The organism is Sphingomonas parapaucimobilis NBRC 15100 (assembly GCF_000787715.1).
Lineage (GTDB): Bacteria > Pseudomonadota > Alphaproteobacteria > Sphingomonadales > Sphingomonadaceae > Sphingomonas > Sphingomonas parapaucimobilis.
In genome coordinates this window covers 61,806-79,520 of record NZ_BBPI01000064.1, presented here as the reverse complement: position 1 = coordinate 79,520, position 17,715 = coordinate 61,806, and the positions used below count along the sequence as shown (strand labels likewise).

The window sequence follows — 17,715 nt, the reverse complement described above, 5'->3', positions numbered from 1 at the left end:
CTCTAGTCGTACAGCGCCCCCGCCAGCGCATCGACCAGCAGGCCGCGCGCCTCCGGGGTCAGTCGGTGTCCGGCCAGCGCGATGATGGCCAGCTGCTCGAAATCGACCGCGCGGCGGCATCCGTTAAAGAAGCTGCGCAGCATATGGCCCAACGTCTCGGGCGCGGCGAAGGCATCCGCCTCGGCAAAGGCCGCGACCAGTTCGCGCGCCGCCGCCGCATCCGCCCCATGCCGGTGCCGGACATGGTCGAGGAGCGTGTCGGTGAGCGGATCGGCCCGCCCATTGGACAGCATCGCCTCCAGATAGACGCCGTCCGCCTGCTCGCCCCGCTCCACCAGCGTATCGAGCGCGTGCAGGAACAGCGTCATGGTCGAAGCGTCGGGACGATCGGGCAAGGCGTCCGCCATCGCCTCCGCCTGCCCGCATAGCGCCAGCCGACGACGATGCTCCTGCACCAGGCGGATCAGGTCGATTTCCTGAATGACGTGCCAGCGCTGCGCGAACGGCACGACGCTGCCTTGAAGCGGGTTGCGATCCATCGCGGGTCTTCTCCTTCGCGCCTCTGGTGACGAAGGGACGCGGCCCCCGCATTGACGATGGTCAAAGCGCCCGGCGGCCGTATTCAGCGCTGGCGGGCGAGATGCCTGTGGATCGTGCTGCGATGGACGCCCAGTTGCCGTGCCGCCGCCGAGACATTGCCCCCATGCGTCGCCAACGCCGCCTCGATCGCTTCGGCGCGGTCATCGGCCAACGGGCGGGTGGCCATGGCCAGTTCGACGCCGCCGCCCCGCCCCTCGGCATCCCAGCCACCGATCATGGTCGCGCCATTGGCCAGGCGCAATCGGCCCCGCGCCGCCTGCCCCTGCATGTCCACCAGTTCGCCGAGGGCCGCATCGTCCAGCGCCTCCCAGCTGCGCCCGACCAGCGAAAGCCCGCGCCGGTTGGCGGCGACCAGCCGGTCGTCGCGGAACACCAATATCCCCTCGCGCGCGGTGCCCAGCATCGCGGCGTCATCATGCATCCGCAGAACACGGCAATCGGCGAACCGGTCGCGGAACAGCCGATGCTCGATCTGGTCGACCGCCAGCCGGATCAGCCCCAGCGCATGGCCATGCCCGCTGACCGAAGGCCCCGAGATATCGAGCGCCCCGACGATCGCGCCGCGCGGGTCGAGGATCGGCGTCGCCGCGCAGCTCAATACCGCATGTTCGGCGAAGAAATGCTCGGGGCCGTGAACGGCGATCGGGCGACGCTCGGCGATGGCGGTGCCGATCGCGTTGGTGCCGATGCTCGCTTCGGTCCAGGACACACCGGGCCGGAGCGCCACCTGCGCCGCCCGCGACAGGAAGCCGGTATCGCCGATCGTGTCGAGGATCATGCCGTCCGCGTCGGCTAGAATCACGACGCTGCCCGTATCGCGGGCCTCGCCCGCCAGCATCTCCAGCTCGGGACGGCACAGGCGGCGCAGCGACTCGCGCCGCTGGCGTAGCGCGTTGAGTTCGCTCTCGGTCAGCGGACCGCCATCGCGCCGCCTTCCTTGCGCCAAGCCCATATCGGTGCATCGCAGCCAGGAGCGAAGCACCGGCTGGCGCACGCTTTCCAGCGGCAACTGCCCCTCATCGAAAAAGGCCCGACGCCCATATTCTATTCCGGCGCCGTCCATCGCCGCATCCTCTTCCCATTGTCGCAAGTTGCGACACCGGCGCGGCTTTGGCGTCGCGCCCTGCAACACATGCTACGCCTCGACGGCGGAAAGTCCACCACATCGCCTGCACTTCATCGCGCATCGTCTTGCCTTTCGGGCGCTACGGGCAGAGCCTTGGATCATAACAGACCAAGGAGAGGTTCGATGACGATCCAGGACGCCATCAAGGCGCGCAAAGCACCGTTCAAGGAACGCTATGGCAATTTCATCGGCGGCCGCTGGGTCGATCCGGTCGACGGACGCTGGTTCGACAACCGATCGCCGATCGACGGGCAGGTCATCTGCCAGGTCGCGCGCAGCCAGGCCGCCGATATCGAACTGGCGCTCGACGCCGCGCACAAGGCCAAGGACGGCTGGGGCCGCACCAGCGTCGCCGAGCGCGCGCTGATCCTGCACCGTATCGCCGACCGGATGGAGGAAAACCTGTCCCTCCTCGCCACCGCCGAGACCTGGGACAATGGCAAGCCGATCCGCGAGACGACCGCCGCCGACCTGCCGCTGGCGATCGATCATTTCCGCTATTTCGCTGGGTGCATCCGCGCGCAGGAAGGCGGCATTTCGGAGATCGACCACGACACCGTCGCCTATCACTTCCACGAGCCGCTGGGCGTGGTGGGGCAGATCATCCCGTGGAACTTCCCGCTGCTGATGGCCTGCTGGAAGCTCGCACCCGCGCTGGGGGCGGGCAATTGCGTGGTGCTCAAACCCGCCGAGCAGACCCCCGCCTCGATCATGGTGCTGGCCGAGCTGATCGCCGACCTGCTGCCCGAAGGCGTGCTGAACATCGTCAACGGGTACGGCGTCGAAGCGGGCAAGCCACTCGCCCAGAATCCGCGCATCGCCAAGATCGCCTTTACCGGCGAGACGACGACCGGCCAGCTCATCATGTCCTATGCGTCGGAAAACCTGATCCCGGTGACGCTGGAGCTGGGCGGCAAGAGCCCCAACATCTTCTTCGCCGACGTGGCGGCCGAGGATGACGATTATCTCGACAAGGCGATCGAGGGTTTCGCCATGTTCGCGCTCAACCAGGGCGAGGTCTGCACCTGCCCCAGCCGCGCGCTGGTCCATGAGTCCATCTATGACCGCTTCATGGAAAAGGCGGTCGCGCGGGTCGAGGCGATGATCCAGGGCGATCCGCTCGACCCCGCCACCATGGTCGGCGCCCAGGCCTCGCAGGAGCAGATGGACAAGATCCTCGGCTATCTCGACATCGGCCGCGACGAAGGCGCCAAGGTGCTGACCGGCGGCACCCGCAACCGGCCCGAGGGGCTGGAGGGCTATTACGTGAAGCCGACGGTGCTGAGCGGGAACAACCGGATGCGCGTCTTCCAGGAGGAGATTTTCGGACCCGTGGTTTCGGTCGCGACCTTCAAGACCGATGAGGAAGCGCTGAGCATCGCCAACGACACGCTCTATGGCCTGGGTGCGGGCGTATGGACGCGCGACGGCACCCGCGCCTATCGCATGGGCCGCGCCATCCAGGCGGGGCGCGTCTGGACCAACTGCTACCACGCCTATCCCGCGCACGCGGCGTTCGGAGGCTATAAGCGCTCCGGCATCGGGCGCGAGACGCACCGGATGATGCTCGACCATTATCAGCAGACCAAGAATCTGCTGGTCAGCTACTCGGCCAAGAAGCTCGGCTTCTTTTGACCCCGGTCAAGGCGGGGACGGCCCAGCGCGCCCATCCCCGCTTCATCATTCCGACGATAGGAGAATATCCATGTCGAAGACCATGAAGGCGGCGGTCGTCCGCGAATTCGGTGCTCCCCTGACCATCGACGAAGTCCCCGTGCCGCAAGTCAGCGACGGCATGATCCAGGTCGCGATCCAGGCCTCGGGCGTGTGCCATACCGACCTGCACGCCGCCGAAGGCGACTGGCCGGTCAAGCCCAATCCGCCCTTCATTCCGGGGCATGAAGGCGTCGGCTATGTCTCGGCGGTCGGCAAGGGCGTTCGCCACGTGAAGGAAGGCGACCGGGTCGGCGTGCCCTGGCTCTACACCGCCTGCGGTCACTGCGTACACTGCCTGGGCGGGTGGGAGACCTTGTGCGAGAGCCAGCTCAACACCGGCTATTCGGTGAATGGCGGCTTTGCCGATTATGTCATCGCCGATCCGAACTTCGTCGGCCATCTGCCCGCCAATATCGGCTTTACCGAGATCGCACCGGTGCTCTGTGCCGGGGTCACGGTCTATAAGGGGCTGAAGATGACCGATACCAAGCCGGGCGATACTGTCGTCATCTCCGGCATCGGCGGGTTGGGTCACATGGCGGTGCAATATGCGGTCGCCATGGGGTTGAACGTTGCCGCGGTCGATGTCGACGACGCCAAGCTGGACCTTGCCCGGCGGCTGGGCGCGAAGGTCACGGTCAATGCCCGGACCGAGGCCGATCCGGCCGCGGCGATCAAGCGCGAGACCGGCGGCGGCGCGCAGGGCGCACTGGTGACGGCGGTCAGCGAAAAGGCGTTCGCGCAGGCCATCGGCATGATGGCGCGCGGCGGCACCGTGGCGCTCAACGGCCTGCCGCCGGGCGACTTCCCGCTCAACATCTTCGGGCTGGTCCTGAACGGCATCACGGTGCGCGGATCGATCGTCGGCACCCGGCTCGACCTGCAGGAATCGCTCGACTTCGCCGCCGAGGGCAAGGTCAAGGCGACCGTCTCGACCGCGCGGCTGGAGGACGTCAACCAGGTGTTCGACCGGATGCGGCGGGGCCAGATCGAGGGTCGCATCGTCCTCGACCTGACGGCCTGAGAGTCCGTTTGAAAACTCGCCGAAAGCGGGTTTTGGGGCGGCGCCAGCCCCGCCCGCCGGCACTGGAGAAATAATGACCGACCGTATCGCCTGTGCGGCCCTTCGTTCGCGTATCACCGATGCCGACACCGCCGCCGCCCTGATCCGCGCCGGCGAGACGGTGGCGACGAGCGGCTTCACCGGCTCCGGCTATCCCAAGATGGTGCCTCAGGCACTGGCGCGGCGCATCGCGGTGGCGCATGCCGAGGGGCATCCGTTCCGCGTCAACCTGTGGACCGGCGCCTCGACCGGCCCGGAACTGGACGGCGCGCTGGCGGCGGTCGACGGCATCGCCCAGCGCCTGCCCTATAGCGGCGATCCGGTCGCGCGCGAGAAGATCAACCGGGGCGAGATCGACTATCTCGACATGCATCTCAGCCAGGTGGCGCCGATGGCGTGGGAGGGCGTGCTCGGCCCGCTCGACACCGCGATCATCGAGGTGTCGGGCATCCGCGCGGACGGCTCGCTGATCCCGTCCTCCTCGGTCGGCAACAACAAGACCTGGGCAGACCGGGCGAAGCGCGTGATCCTGGAGGTCAATCGCTGGCAGGACGCGGCGCTGGAGGGGATGCACGACATCTATTACGGCACCCGCCTGCCGCCCGAGCGCGTGCCGATCCCGCTGGTCCGCCCCGATGATCGGATCGGCACGCCCTATCTGGCCTGCGATCCCGACAAGATCGTCGCCATCGTCGAAACCGAGGCACCCGACCGCAACCTGCCCTTCGCCGCGCCCGACGATATCGCGCGCGCCATTGCGGGGCACGTCATCGAATTCCTGGCGCATGAAGTGTCGCGCGGACGCCTGCCCCCCGCGCTGCTGCCGATCCAGTCTGGGGTGGGCAATATCGCCAATGCGGTGCTGTCCGGCCTGGTCGACGCGCCGTTCGACCCGATGACCGCCTATACCGAGGTGATCCAGGACGGGATGCTCGACCTGCTCGATGCCGGGCGCCTGCGCATGGCGTCCGCCACCGCCTTCTCGCTCAGCCCGCAGGCGGCGGCGCGGCTCAACGCGAACATGGCCGCGTATCGCGACTGCATGATCCTGCGCCCGCAGGAGATCAGCAACCATCCCGAACTGGTCCGCCGCCTGGGCTGTATCGCGATGAACGGCCTGATCGAGGCGGACATCTACGGCAACGTCAATTCGACGCTGGTGATGGGATCGCGCATCCAGAACGGCATCGGCGGATCGGGTGATTTCGCGCGCAACGCCTATGTCTCAATCTTCATGACCCCCTCGACCGCCAAGGGCGGCAAGATCTCCGCCATCGTGCCGCAGGCCTCGCATGTCGACCATATCATGCAGGACGTGCAGGTGATCGTCACCGAACAGGGGCTGGCCGACCTGCGCGGGCTGTCGCCGCGTCAGCGCGCGAAGGCCGTGATCGAACGCTGCGCCCATCCCGATTACCGACCGATGCTCGCCGACTATGCGATGCGGGCCGAGGGTGGCTCCTATGGCCTTCATGCCCCCTCGCTTCCCGCCGAGGCGCTGTCCTGGCATCGACGCTATATGGAAACGGGAACGATGCGGCCGTCTTGACCATGGTCAATGTCGCGGACGGCAAAAAGCCTGATGGTTGCGGCCATGCAGGAGGATATCATGACGATCGCCGACAACGAGTTGCTGGTCACCCGCCAAGGCGTGCGGCTGCACGTTCGCCCCGCGCGCGGGGAGGACGAGGCGGCGCTGGCCGCCTTTTTCGCGCATGTCTCGCCCGAGGATCTGCGCTTCCGTTTCCTGACCGGCGTGCGCGAGGTCAGCCATGAGCGGCTCAGGGGCATGATCACCGCGAACGACAGCAACACGGAAAGCCTGATCGCCCTTGCCGACGACGGATCGATCCTCGCGGCCGCAATGCTGGCAGGCGACGACAGATCCACCTCCGCCGAGGCCGCCATCGCCATCCGGCGCGACATGAAGCGACAGGGTATCGGCTGGACGCTGCTCGACCATCTGGTCGAACATGCGCGGCGCAGGGGATATCGTACGATCGAAGCACTCGAGGACCGCGAAAACCGCTCCGCCATCACGATCGAAAAGGAGATGGGCTTCGAACCTCATGCCGTCGAGGGCGACCCCATGCTGATCCTGCTGAAGCGCAGCATCGCCTGACCCAGGCGCCGGGGTTCACGAGAGGCGCGGCCCCGTCGACCCGTACCATGCGGCTTCTGCGCCGACGGCCCGTCCGTCCAGCCGGGAATTTCCGGCTGGTATCGGCCGACAGGATGATCTGCCGAAAGGCCACCCCGCCACAGCCGATCCTGCGCGATGGATGCCGGCGGCAGGGTTGCCTTCGTCATGCCGCCCGGTCATTCTGACGACCATGGCGATACGCCACGCCCGATCCGTCTTTTTGAACGCCGCGCTGGCCCTGCTGGCGGTGCTTGGCGTGATCGGCTTGTCCGGCTGGCATGATGCCATGGTGCATGACGAGGATCCCGTCCACGCCGCGTCCGTGCTGCACGGCCATACGGCGTCGCCCAGCGATCCCGATGCGCCCATTCATACCCTCGCCCACGCGATCGGCCAGTGGATCGTTCATGGCGGGGTAGCGACACCCCTTCATCTGATCCGCATCGTCGCGCCAAACTGGGCGATCGCCAGCGACGACCTGCCCGGCGGCACCGACCCCGCCGCCCTGTTGCGACCGCCACGCAGCTGAGCCCGGTCCGGCGCCTCGGCGTCGACAGGCTTCATTGTGGCAGGGACGGACAAATATGAACGGTTTCATTCGCCGGTCGCGCAGGATTGCGCTGGCCGGTACGCTGGCGGCGCTCTGCCCCGGCGCAGGCTGGGCGCAGATCGCGCCGCCCTTCGCACAGTTGCTGCGCCAGGCCCGCGAGGCGCCACGCATCGCCGCGCTGGATGCCGATGTGGCGCAGGCGCGCGGCCTTGCCGAGCAGGCCCGCGCGCGCCCCAATCCCTCGATCAACCTCTATGGCGAGAATTTTGCAGGCGATCTGCGCACCAATGCCCGCGACCAGCAGCAGACGACCTTTCAGATCGACCAGCCGATCGAACTGGGCGGCAAACGTGCCGCGCGGATCGCCGCCGGGGATGCGGGGATGGCAGTGGCCCAGGCCCGCAGCAGAGAGGGGCGAGTCGCCTTCGCCACCGAGCTCGCCCGCGCCTATGCCGCAGCCGAAATCGCCGACCGCCGCATCGCACTGGCCGAAGACGAGGTGGAGGAGGCCACGGACGTGCTGAAAGTCTCGCGCGCGCTGGTCGCGGCCGGCAAGGAAGCTCGGCTGCGTCAGGTGCAGGCCGAAACCGAACTCCACACGATGGAGTCGGACCTGGAGGTCGCCCGCGCGCAGCGGGTCGGCGCGCTCGCCCGGCTGGCGGCGATGGCGGGGTCGCCGAGGCCCTATACGGCGCTGGCCGAGTCCCTGATCGACCGGATGGACGCCCGCCCGGCCAGCGGTCCGGTCGACCCGATGCAGAGCGCCGCCGTGAAGCTGGCCCAGGCCGAGCGCGAAGCCGCCGCCCGCGCCGTCACCGTGCAGCAACGCCGCGCGACGCCCGACATCACCGCACAGCTGGGCGTGCGCCAGTTGCGGGTCGCCAATGGCCCCGCCATCGTTGCGGGCGTCACGATTCCCTTGCCGGTGTTCGATCGCAACCGGGGCAATATCGCCGCCGCCCAGGCCGAACTGTGGGGCATGGAAGCGCGTGCCGCCGCCACCCGACTGGAAGCAGAGGCGGGCACCCACGCCGCCCGCGCCCAGATCGACGCGGCCGATGCCCGCGCAACGGCGGCAAAGCGAACACTGGCGACCGCCGAGGAAGCCTATCGGCTGGCGCGCATCGCCTATGAGGCGGGCAAGGCCCCGCTGATCGAGCTGCTGTCCGCCCGCCACAATCTGGGTGCCGCGCGCGGCGTCATCCTGGACGCCGACATCGCCCGCTTCGACGCGCGCGCCACGCTCGCCCGCCTCGCGGGCCTCAGCATCACCGGAGAACCGGTTCAATGACCCCCCAATATCGTCTGTCCACCGGAGCCGCGCTCGGCCTCGTGGCCGCCGCCGCCCTGGGCTTTGGGGCGGCCCGGCTGACCCGGCCGAACGCATCCCCCGCCCCGACCACCCAGGCCGCCGTCGAAAAAGGGCCGCGCGAAACGCTCGCCATCTCTCCGCAAGCTATCGCGGCGTCACAGATCGCCGTCGCACCTGCGGACACGGGCGGGCTGGGCCGCGCGGTCATCGCCGCCGCCACCGTCCAGGCGACGCCCGATGCGGATGCGGTGCTTACCGCCCGCGCGCCGGGCACCATCACCCGCATCCTCGTCCGCATGGGCGATGCGGTGCGCGCCGGGCAGACACTGGCGCTGATCGAAAGCCGCGACGCCTCGCAGATCACCGCCGACCGCGCCGCCGCCGCCGCGCGGGTCGGGTTGGCGCGGCGACAGCTGGAGCGTGAGCGCGGATTGCTGGCGCAGGGGGTTTCGCCGCGCGCCGATTATGATTCGGCGCAGGCCAATCTTGCCGTGGCACAGGCCGATGCGCTGCGTGCGAGTGCGGCCGCGGGCGCCGCGCGCGTCACCGGCGACGGGCGATCGGTGGCAGTCATCAGCCCGATCGCCGGACGCGTGACGATGGCGGCCGCACGGCTGGGCCAATATGTCACCGCCGAGGCCGATCTGTTCCATGTCGCCGATCCCCGTCGCCTGGAGGTCGCCGCCGCCGTGCCCCCGGCCGAAGCCGCCCGCATCCGGGTCGGCGACCGGGTCGAACTGCTGACCCGCGACGGCCAAGGCGTGGCGGGCCGGGTCCGCGCCGCGACCGGCGTCGTCGATCCGCAGTCGCGTACCGCGACCATCATCGTCACGCCGCAGGCCTCCGCCGACACGCTTTCGCCCGGCCAGCTGGTCCAGGCGCGCATCTTCGCCAGTGGGGGCGTCGCCCATGACGGCATCACGATCCCGCAGGACGCGGTGCAGACACTGGGCGGGCGGGACATGGTCTTCGTCCGCACAGCCCAGGGCTTCCGCGCCCGGCCGGTGACGATCGCGGGCCGCTCGAACGGCATGGTCGCCATCGCCGGGGGCATCGCGGCGGGCACGAGGATCGCCACGACCAACGCCTTCCTGATCAAGGCCGAACTCGAAAAGGACATGGGGGGCGAGGAATGATCGCCGCCATCCTCTCCGGCTCGGTCCGCCTGCGCTGGCTGGTCGCCGTCCTGACGCTCGCCGTCGTAGCGTTCGGCGCGTGGCAGATCACGATGCTGCCCATCGACGCGGTGCCCGACGTGACCAATCGACAGGTACAGGTCAGCACCTTCGTCCCCTCATTGGGGCCGGTCGATGTCGAGAAGCAGGTGACCTTCCCCATCGAGACCGCCTTGGCGGGCATACCGGGTCTGGAGATGACCCGCTCGCTGTCGCGCAACGGCTTCAGCCAGGTGACGGCGGTGTTCACCGACGCGACCAGCATCTATTTCGCGCGGCAGCAGATCGCCGAGCGGCTGGCCCAGGCCAAGGACAGCCTGCCCGTCGGCGTCCAGCCCAATCTCGCGCCGCTCAGCACCGGTTTGGGTGAGATCTTCTTCTACTCCATCGCCTTTCGCCATCCCGACGGGCGCGGCGCCCCCCGGATCGACGGCAAGCCGGGCTGGCAGCGCGACGGCAGCTATCTGACGCCCGAGGGCGAGCGGCTGACCACCGAGCTGGCGAAGGCCGCGTATCTGCGCACCGTCCAGGACTGGATCATCCGCCCGCAGATGCGCACGGTGAAGGGCGTCGCGGGCGTCGACTCCAATGGCGGCTATGTGAAGCAGTATCTGATCGAGCCCAATCTGTCGGCGCTTGCCGCCTATGGCATCGCGATGACCGAGCTGGCCGATGCGGTCGAGCGCGCCAATGTCTCGGCGGGGGCGAATTATGTCCGCCGTGCGGGCGAGAACTTCCTCGTGCGGGCCGACGCCCGGCTGAAGTCGATCGAGGACATCCAGGACGCCGTCGTCGCGACCCGCAACGCGGTGCCCGTCCGGGTGCGCGATGTCGGCCAGGTGACGATCGGCGGCGCGGTCCGCACCGGCTCGGGCAGCCGCATGGGGTCGGAGGCGGTCATCTCGACCGTGCTGATGCTGGTCGGCGAAAACAGCCGCGTCGTCGCCACGGCGGTCGCCGACAAGCTGGACCAGATCAACCGTACCCTGCCCCCCGACGTCTTTGCCGAGCCTGTCTACAACCGGTCGAAGCTGGTCGACGCGACCATCGCCACCGTCCGGAAGAATCTGGTCGAGGGCGCGCTGCTGGTCATCGTGGTGCTGTTCCTGCTGCTGGGCAATGTCCGCGCCGCGCTGATCACCGCCGCCGTCATCCCGATCACCATGGTGATGACCGCGACGGGCATGAACATGCTGGGCGTGTCGGGCAATCTGATGAGCCTGGGCGCGCTCGACTTCGGGCTGATCGTCGACGGGGCGGTCATCATCGTCGAGAACGCCCTGCGCCATCTGGCGGAGCGCCAGCATATCGAGGGGCGGCTGCTGACCCGCGCGGAACGGCTGGAGACGACCGCCGCCTCGGCGCGCGAGATGATCCGGCCGACCGTCTATGGCCAGGGGATCATCTTCCTCGCCTTCGCGCCGCTCCTGACGTTCCAGGGGGTGGAGGGCAAGACCTTCGCCCCGATGGCGATCACGCTGATGATCGCACTCGCCTGCGCCTTCATCCTGTCGCTGACCTTCGTGCCCGCGATGATCGCGATCCTGATCAAGGGCCGGGTCGAGGAAAGCGAAGTGCGGCCCATCCGCTGGTTCAAGGCGCGCTATGCCCCGGTGCTGGCCCGTGCCATCGCCCGGCCCCGCCCCTTCGTGCTGGGCGGGGTGGCGGTGTTCGTGGCGGCGGCCCTGGGCTTCGGCCTGCTCGGCGAGGAGTTCATGCCACAGCTGGACGAGAAGGACATTACCGTCACCAATTTCCGTATCCCGTCCGCCTCGATCGACCAGTCGACGCAGATGCAGATGCGGATCGAGAAGGCACTGAAGACGCTGCCCGAGGTCGCCCTGGTCTTTTCCAAGAACGGCAATGCCGATCTGGGCACCGACCCGATGCCGCCCAATGCCTCCGACACCTATGTCATCCCCAAGCCCGAGGGCGAATGGCCCGCCGAGGTGCGAACCAAAGCGGACATCATCCGCCGCGTCGAGGAGCGGATGAAGCAGGTGATCGGCAACCGCACGGAGATCCAGCAGCCGATCCAGATGCGCTTCAACGAGCTGATCGCGGGGGTGCGGGCCGATGTCGCGATCAAGCTGTACGGCGACGACCTGGACGCCATGGGGGCAGAGGCCCGGAAGATCGCCGATGCCGTCCGCACCATTCCCGGCGCAGCCGACGTCAGCGTCGAGCAGACCGATGGCGCGCCGACCTTCGACGTGCGGATCGATCGCCAGGCGGCCGGTCGCCTGGGCCTGTCGGTCGACGCGATCACCGCCACCGTCGCGGCGGCGCTGGGCGGGCGTGAGGCGGGACTGTTGTTCGAGGGGGATCGCCGCTTCGCCGTCGTCGTCCGCCTGCCCGACGTGCAGCGCGACGATATCGACACGCTGGGCGCGATCCCGGTGATGCTCCCCGCCGTCGAGGGGCAGACGGCGCGCTCGGTGCCCTTGCGCGAGGTGGCGAGCTTCCATTATACCCAGGGGCTGAACCAGATCAGCCGCGAGAATGGCAAGCGGATGATAACCGTGCAGGTCAATGTCCGCGACCGCGACCTGGGCGGCTTCGTCGAGGAAGCCGAGGCACGGATCGCGAAAATGCCCCTGCCACCGGGCATGTACACCGACTGGGGCGGCACCTTTCAGAGCCTGCAATCGGCGCGGCTTCGCCTGATGCTGGTGGTGCCGATCTGCTTCTTGGCCATCTATGCGCTGCTGTTCATGGCACTGGGCGGCTTCGTGCCCGCCCTGATCGTGTTCTCGGCGGTGCCGATGGCGCTGGCGGGGGGCGTCTTCGCGCTGCTGCTCCGGGGCATCCCCTTCTCGATCACCGCAGCCGTCGGCTTCATCGCGCTGTCGGGCGTGGCGGTGCTGAACGGCCTGGTCATGATGAGCGCCATCGCCCGGCACCGCGCGCTGGGTGAGGAGGATGATCGTGCGATCGCCGATGGCGCGATGGAGCGGGTGCGCCCCGTCCTGATGACCGCGCTGGTCGCCTCACTGGGCTTCGTGCCGATGGCGCTGGCGACCGGCACGGGGGCGGAGGTGCAGCGGCCGCTGGCGACGGTGGTCATCGGCGGGCTTATCACCTCCACTGCGCTGACGCTGGTCGTCCTGCCCGCGATCACCGCCTGGGTGTCGCGCTGGACGAAATCGCGGGGGCGCCCCCGCCGTCCCGGGGCACTGGCCGAGGCCTGAGCCGCCGCCCGCCCCCGGCACCGTCCGGGGGCGGGCACCAGACATGCTTCAACCCGCCCCCCGTCACGGCATCTTGTTCGCGGAAAATGCAAAAGACGATCAAAGCTGCGGACGATCCACGCCTAGAGTTGAAAGCGATCAGCATTGCACGGTTTTAGCCCTCCCCTGAAGGGGAGGGGTGAGCAGAGTTGATCGTTTTCGACTCTAGCCTTTCGGGACATTGGCAAAGGAGTGATGACGTGGCGAAGCGAATGACGCCGATCTGGTCCACCGCCCTGACCGCAGGGCTCCTGATCCCCGCGCTGGCGGATGCTCACGGCATCTGGTTCGCGCAGCGCGCCAAGCAGATCGCCATCGTCTATGGCATCGGCGCCGACGACCTGGAGGCGGTCAAGCGCCAGCCCCATATGGAAAGCGTCCAGGCCTGGGATGCCGAGCTGAACCCGATCGGCGCGCAGCTGCGCACGGCGGGACCGGTCGTGCTGGTCGACACCGAAGCGCCGCCGACCATCGTCAGCGCGGTGCTGCAGAATGGCACATGGTCCAAGCTGCCCGACGGCGAATTCGTCAAGAAGTCCAAGGATGAGGTGCCGAACGCGGTCAAGAGCGAGACGACGATCAAATATGCCACGATGATCCATGGCCCCCTGACCAAGCCGGTGCCGCTGATCCCGGCGCAGACGCTGCAGATCGTGCCGGTCGGCGCTTTGCCCGCCAAGCTGGGCACGCCGATGACCTATCGCGTATACTTCAAGGGCAAGCCGATCGCGGGCGCGACGGTCATCAACGACATGGTCAACGACCCCGACGCGGCCGAGGTCGCGACCGGGGCGGACGGCCGGGTCACCCTGCCTGTGCGCAACCAGGGGCTGAACGTGCTGCGCGCCGTCTATGTCTCACCCTCGGACCAGCCGACCAAGATCGACCGTTACGAACATACCGCGACGCTCGCCTTCACCCTGCCGCATGCGCCCGAAGAATGAACCCGGCCCTCCAGCGGGATGCGCTATCGCATCCTGCCCCTGATGCTCGCTGCGTCGCCCGCCCTCGCACATGGCGCGGGAGGGTCAGCTGGCGGAGACCGGCGGCTCGGCTGTCCCCGCCCAGCCGACAAGTCCGACGATCAGGACGGCGGCGGCAAGCTCCAGCGACAGGCTGATCCGCAGGTGCCGCAGCCCCCTGTCGCCCAACGCGAGCAGGCCCGGCGTCAACACGAAGCGATTGGCCGAGGCCAGCCCCAGCATGGCCCCGAACAGCAACAGCTTGACGATCATCAGCCGCCCGTAAAGGGTGTCCGGCAGCCGAGCGATACCGTCGACACCGATCAGCATCGCCGCATTGACGAGGCCCGTCGCCAGGATGGCGGCGACGATCACGCTCCCCGCCCCGGCAAATCCCGCCAGGGCGCGGGTCGCTTCCTCCCGATCGGGGGCACGGCGGAGGACAAGCCCGGCAAAGACGACCAGCGCGCCGATCCAGGCTCCGGCCGCCAGCATATGGACGATGTCCGCCCCCAGATGGACCCAGCCGAGCGCGCCGGGATCCATCGCGCCATGCCCGTTCCAGGCCAGCGTCGCGGTCGCGGCCGCCGCGAACAGCGCGACAGCGCAGCGTGGCACCATCGGCCGCGCCAATAGCGTGACCAGCAACGCCGCCAGCAGCAATATCCGCATGACAAAGGCCAGCCCCGGCGCGGTGTCGCGCAGTAGCATGGCCAGCAATTCTCCGCTCAGCGCCCCCGGATCGCCGCCGGTCATCGCGACGGCCAGCAGGACGAAGCCGATCGCCGACACCGAAATTGCAAAGGCGGTGACCGCCATCAGCGGCCACCGCCGTATCTTCGCGAACAGTGCGAGCCCGAACAGTCCAGGCAGGATGGCCAGCGACAATCCCCGCACCAGGATCAGCGCAACCTGCATCATGGGGTCAGCCGACCTGGATCTTGTAGCTGCCGGTGACGCGGTGGGTGTCGGCGGATACGACATGCCAGGCGACCTGATACTGACCACGTGGCAACGGCGCGGCGAGGGTCAGGACCAGCGAGCGGCCGTCCGCCCCGACCGAGGTCTTTGTCGGAATGACATGTGCGGCCATGCCCGGCATGATCATCGTCAGCTCGGCGCCCGACATCGGCGCAAGCAGGGTTTCGGAGAAGTTGAGCACCAGCGTGCGCGGCGCGGTCGTGACCGTGGCGTCGGCCGCAGGGCTGGCCGACAGCAGCTTGGGATGCGCCAGCACGGGCGCGGAAAGGGACGCGACCAGGGTCAGGGCGAGCAGGATACGACGCATGGGATCAAACTCCGATTGGGGGTGAATTGCCGTCACCCACCCTTACGCAGGCAAAGCGGCCGCCCCTCCGCCGACACGCCCTTTTTTGGGGCCATGCCGGGCGGGGGCGACCGCCCGTCGGTCAGTAGGAATAGCCAACCCGCACCATGAACTGGCGCGGCGCGCCGGGCAGCGTCCACAGCCGCGAATAGGAGCTGGGGAAGTAATGGACGTTGAACAGGTTCGTGACCTCACCCGAGATGCGCAGCCGGTCGGTCGCCTCGAACGCCGCCGTCACGCGGGTCAACGTATAGGCAGGCAGGTAATAGAAATCGCCATTGGCGAAGCGGAAGCCGGTCTCGCCCAGCCGCTTGCCGACATAGTTCACGCCCGCACCGAGGGTCAGGCGCTTTTCGCCGATGTCGAAGTCCTTGAAGACCAGCGCGCTGCCGCTGTTCTTGGCGATATTGAGCAGCGGATCGCCCTCGCGCAGGCCGAACCCGAAATTGGGATCGAGGGCGTTCTGCGCCACCTCGGCATCGATATAGGCATAGTTGAACTGCACCCGGAACCCGGCGGGCAGCTGGCCCGACAGCTCGGCCTCGACGCCCTTGCTGCGCGCCTTGCCGACGGCGAGCGAGAAATTGGCGTTGACGGGGTCGGCGGTCAGCACGTTGCTCTTGGTCGTCTTGAACAGCGCGACCGTGCCGGTCAGCCGCTGGCGGAGCAGCGAAACCTTGGCCCCCGCCTCGTACGACGTCGTGCGCTCGGGCACGAAGGCGTTGTTGTTCGCATCGGTGCCGTTGTTGGGACGGAAGCCGCGCCCGTAATTGGCGTAGAGCGAGACATGCGGCCCGAACAGATAGGTCGCGCCCACCGAGGGGCTGAACGCGGTGCGCAGCTGCTGCGTCCGGCGACGCGCGGCGCGGTCGTCGATGATCTGCTCGAACTGGTCGTAACGTCCGCCCGCGCGGATTTTCAGCGCGTCGGTGACGTCGATCTGGTCCTGAAGATAGGCGCCCCAGCTATATTGCCGCTCCAGATAGCTCTGGAACGCACCCGCCGCGGGCCGCTTGCCATAGACCGGGTTGAAGATGTCGATGCGGTTGCCCGCCGCCAGATTTCCGGCGGCCTGCGACGCGACGGCGGGCGGACGGTAGCGATTCTGGAGGATATCCAGTTCGTAATCGTCCCAGTCCGCGCCGATGATCATGTGATGGGTCAGCGGCCCGGTATCGAACTTGCCGCTCAACTCGCCACGGAAGGTCAGGTCGGTGGTCTTGTAATCGCGGTCGCGGCGCTGGCGGGACAGGGTGATGCCGTCGGAATAGAGCCGCTGACGCCCCGCCGCCAGCTCGGCCTCGGTCGACACGCCCCGGAAGAATGTGTCGCGATAGCCGATACCCAGGATGATCGACCAGTTCCTGTCGAAGTCATGCTGCAACTGGGCCTGATGCCCCATGGCGCGGACATGGACGGGACCATCGCCAGGCTCGCCGAAGAAGCGGTTGCGCGGGACCAGCGACAGGTTGCCGGTCGGTGCGACGATACCGCGGTCGAAAGTTACCTTCTGGTCGATATACTCGAACTCATAGCTGGCCGAGCTGTCCTCGCCCAGCTTGACCAGGAAGGACGGCGTGACCGTGATCTTCCGGCTGGAATTGAAGTCGCGGAAGCTGTCGGCCGATTCCGCCGCGCCGGTCACGCGCATCGCGACTCGCGACGACAGCGGCACGTTGAAATCGCCCTCGCTGCGATAGGTGTTGAAGCTGCCCGCTGACAGGATTGCACCGCCATGTAGGACGAAGCCCGGCTTCTTGGTGATGATGTTGACGGTGCAGCCTGGCTCCCCGCGCCCGAACAGCGAGGAATTGGGGCCTTTCAGCACCTGGATCTGTTCGACATTGGACGTGTCGCGCGACCCGCCATAGCCGCGCGCGGCGTTGAAGCCGTTGACCAGATAATTGCTCGCCGTGCCTTCATCCCCCGAGAAGCCGCGACAGGCGAACACGTCGAACAGGCCGCCGAAATTATTCTGCCGCGCGATGCCGGTCGCGAAGTCCAGCGCATTGTCCAGCCGGGTCACGCCGGCATCGCGCAACGTTTCGGCCGACAGGACCTGGATGCTCTGCGGCACCTCGATCGTGGGAACGTTGGCCACATATTGCTGACGCTGGCCCTGCACGACGATGTCCGCCTGCTGCCCTTCCGCCGCCCCCGCGGTGTCGGGTTCCGTGCCCGGACCGGCCGCCCCGGCCGTGTCGTGATACGCCACCGGCATGGTCTGTGCCCAGGCCGCCGTGGATGTCGTCATCGCCAGACCGGCGACGCTCAACGATAGCAGATGTCGGTAGCGCATAGGATCCCCCAAGACTTCAATGGATGTCGCGTCGTCCTCAACTCGACGGCGTCCTGGCCTTCGTCCTGGTCCCTGGACCGGCGGGCCGATGTGGCGCCCTCTCTGCGATGGCGACATGATGGGCAGCCGCGACAAGCATTTTATTGCGAAGCCATGACAGGATCGGAACGAAATGCGGATTTGCGCGTGCCGGGCCGACGCGATCCTGCCGG

14 protein-coding genes are annotated in these 17,715 nt (G+C 67.9%); 9 read left to right on the top strand and 5 right to left on the bottom strand.

The genetic code is table 11. The features are described from left to right. Positions 1-2 precede the first annotated feature (2 nt). Positions 3-539 (bottom strand): hypothetical protein, encoded by a 537-nt coding sequence (locus SP5_RS11100; RefSeq protein WP_042488417.1) that lies wholly within the window; start codon positions 537-539, stop codon positions 3-5. 83 nt (positions 540-622) lie between these two features. After that, on the bottom strand, positions 623-1,663 hold the full coding sequence (locus tag SP5_RS11095) for a sigma-54-dependent Fis family transcriptional regulator (protein WP_042488416.1): 1,041 nt from the start codon (positions 1,661-1,663) through the stop codon (positions 623-625). Positions 1,664-1,849: 186 nt separating this feature from the next. Here SP5_RS11095 and adh point away from each other — a divergent pair, with 186 nt between their 5' ends. The 9 genes from adh to SP5_RS11050 all read left to right on the top strand — a co-directional run bounded on the left by adh (position 1,850) and on the right by SP5_RS11050 (position 13,859). Continuing rightward, positions 1,850-3,361: an aldehyde dehydrogenase gene (adh, locus tag SP5_RS11090; protein ID WP_042488413.1), complete on the top strand. Its 1,512-nt coding sequence runs from the start codon at positions 1,850-1,852 to the stop codon at positions 3,359-3,361. 70 nt (positions 3,362-3,431) lie between these two features. Beyond that, positions 3,432-4,466, top strand: a complete 1,035-nt coding sequence (adhP, locus tag SP5_RS11085) for an alcohol dehydrogenase AdhP (RefSeq protein WP_042488410.1) — start codon at positions 3,432-3,434, stop codon at positions 4,464-4,466. A gap of 73 nt (positions 4,467-4,539) precedes the next feature. Then, on the top strand, positions 4,540-6,054 hold the full coding sequence (scpC, locus tag SP5_RS11080) for a succinyl-CoA:acetate CoA-transferase ScpC (RefSeq protein WP_042488407.1): 1,515 nt from the start codon (positions 4,540-4,542) through the stop codon (positions 6,052-6,054). Between the two features lie 60 nt (positions 6,055-6,114). After that, the gene (locus SP5_RS11075; RefSeq protein ID WP_042488440.1) at positions 6,115-6,627 is read left to right on the top strand and encodes a GNAT family N-acetyltransferase; all 513 of its coding nucleotides are present in this window, start codon (positions 6,115-6,117) and stop codon (positions 6,625-6,627) included. Between the two features lie 211 nt (positions 6,628-6,838). Next, entirely contained in the window at positions 6,839-7,177 is a 339-nt protein-coding gene (locus SP5_RS11070) for a hypothetical protein (protein ID WP_157013681.1), read from the top strand. A 55-nt stretch (positions 7,178-7,232) separates the two neighbouring features. Continuing rightward, the gene (locus SP5_RS11065; protein WP_042488403.1) at positions 7,233-8,489 is read left to right on the top strand and encodes a TolC family protein; all 1,257 of its coding nucleotides are present in this window, start codon (positions 7,233-7,235) and stop codon (positions 8,487-8,489) included. Next, entirely contained in the window at positions 8,486-9,646 is a 1,161-nt protein-coding gene (locus SP5_RS11060) for an efflux RND transporter periplasmic adaptor subunit (protein ID WP_042488400.1), read from the top strand. The genes SP5_RS11065 and SP5_RS11060 overlap by 4 nt, the downstream gene beginning before the upstream one ends. Further along, on the top strand, positions 9,643-12,876 hold the full coding sequence (locus SP5_RS11055) for an efflux RND transporter permease subunit (RefSeq protein WP_042488397.1): 3,234 nt from the start codon (positions 9,643-9,645) through the stop codon (positions 12,874-12,876). The genes SP5_RS11060 and SP5_RS11055 overlap by 4 nt, the downstream gene beginning before the upstream one ends. Before the next feature lie 239 nt (positions 12,877-13,115). Continuing rightward, positions 13,116-13,859, top strand: a complete 744-nt coding sequence (locus tag SP5_RS11050) for a DUF4198 domain-containing protein (protein WP_241823750.1) — start codon at positions 13,116-13,118, stop codon at positions 13,857-13,859. A gap of 84 nt (positions 13,860-13,943) precedes the next feature. On the opposite strand, the gene copD is transcribed toward SP5_RS11050, so the two are convergent. The 3 genes from copD to SP5_RS11035 all read right to left on the bottom strand — a co-directional run bounded on the left by copD (position 13,944) and on the right by SP5_RS11035 (position 17,503). Then, positions 13,944-14,798, bottom strand: coding sequence for a copper homeostasis membrane protein CopD (gene copD / locus SP5_RS11045; RefSeq protein WP_042488390.1), 855 nt, complete (start codon positions 14,796-14,798; stop codon positions 13,944-13,946). A 4-nt stretch (positions 14,799-14,802) separates the two neighbouring features. Further along, positions 14,803-15,165 carry a copper homeostasis periplasmic binding protein CopC gene (gene copC, locus SP5_RS11040; RefSeq protein WP_042488386.1) on the bottom strand — a complete coding sequence of 121 codons (363 nt, stop codon included), beginning with the start codon at positions 15,163-15,165 and terminating at the stop codon, positions 14,803-14,805. 121 nt (positions 15,166-15,286) lie between these two features. Next, positions 15,287-17,503, bottom strand: a complete 2,217-nt coding sequence (locus SP5_RS11035) for a TonB-dependent siderophore receptor (RefSeq protein ID WP_076711233.1) — start codon at positions 17,501-17,503, stop codon at positions 15,287-15,289. Positions 17,504-17,715 lie beyond the last annotated feature (212 nt).

Bases quoted from the DNA above. Each gene is read 5' to 3' on its own strand.
- SP5_RS11100 (WP_042488417.1), bottom strand. From the start codon at position 539: ATGGATCGCAACCCGCTTCAAGGCAGCGTCGTGCCGTTCGCGCAGCGC.
- SP5_RS11095 (WP_042488416.1), bottom strand. From the start codon at position 1,663: ATGGACGGCGCCGGAATAGAATATGGGCGTCGGGCCTTTTTCGATGAG.
- adh (WP_042488413.1), top strand. From the start codon at position 1,850: ATGACGATCCAGGACGCCATCAAGGCGCGCAAAGCACCGTTCAAGGAA.
- adhP (WP_042488410.1), top strand. From the start codon at position 3,432: ATGTCGAAGACCATGAAGGCGGCGGTCGTCCGCGAATTCGGTGCTCCC.
- scpC (WP_042488407.1), top strand. From the start codon at position 4,540: ATGACCGACCGTATCGCCTGTGCGGCCCTTCGTTCGCGTATCACCGAT.
- SP5_RS11075 (WP_042488440.1), top strand. From the start codon at position 6,115: ATGACGATCGCCGACAACGAGTTGCTGGTCACCCGCCAAGGCGTGCGG.
- SP5_RS11070 (WP_157013681.1), top strand. From the start codon at position 6,839: ATGGCGATACGCCACGCCCGATCCGTCTTTTTGAACGCCGCGCTGGCC.
- SP5_RS11065 (WP_042488403.1), top strand. From the start codon at position 7,233: ATGAACGGTTTCATTCGCCGGTCGCGCAGGATTGCGCTGGCCGGTACG.
- SP5_RS11060 (WP_042488400.1), top strand. From the start codon at position 8,486: ATGACCCCCCAATATCGTCTGTCCACCGGAGCCGCGCTCGGCCTCGTG.
- SP5_RS11055 (WP_042488397.1), top strand. From the start codon at position 9,643: ATGATCGCCGCCATCCTCTCCGGCTCGGTCCGCCTGCGCTGGCTGGTC.
- copD (WP_042488390.1), bottom strand. From the start codon at position 14,798: ATGATGCAGGTTGCGCTGATCCTGGTGCGGGGATTGTCGCTGGCCATC.
- copC (WP_042488386.1), bottom strand. From the start codon at position 15,165: ATGCGTCGTATCCTGCTCGCCCTGACCCTGGTCGCGTCCCTTTCCGCG.
- SP5_RS11035 (WP_076711233.1), bottom strand. From the start codon at position 17,503: ATGCGCTACCGACATCTGCTATCGTTGAGCGTCGCCGGTCTGGCGATG.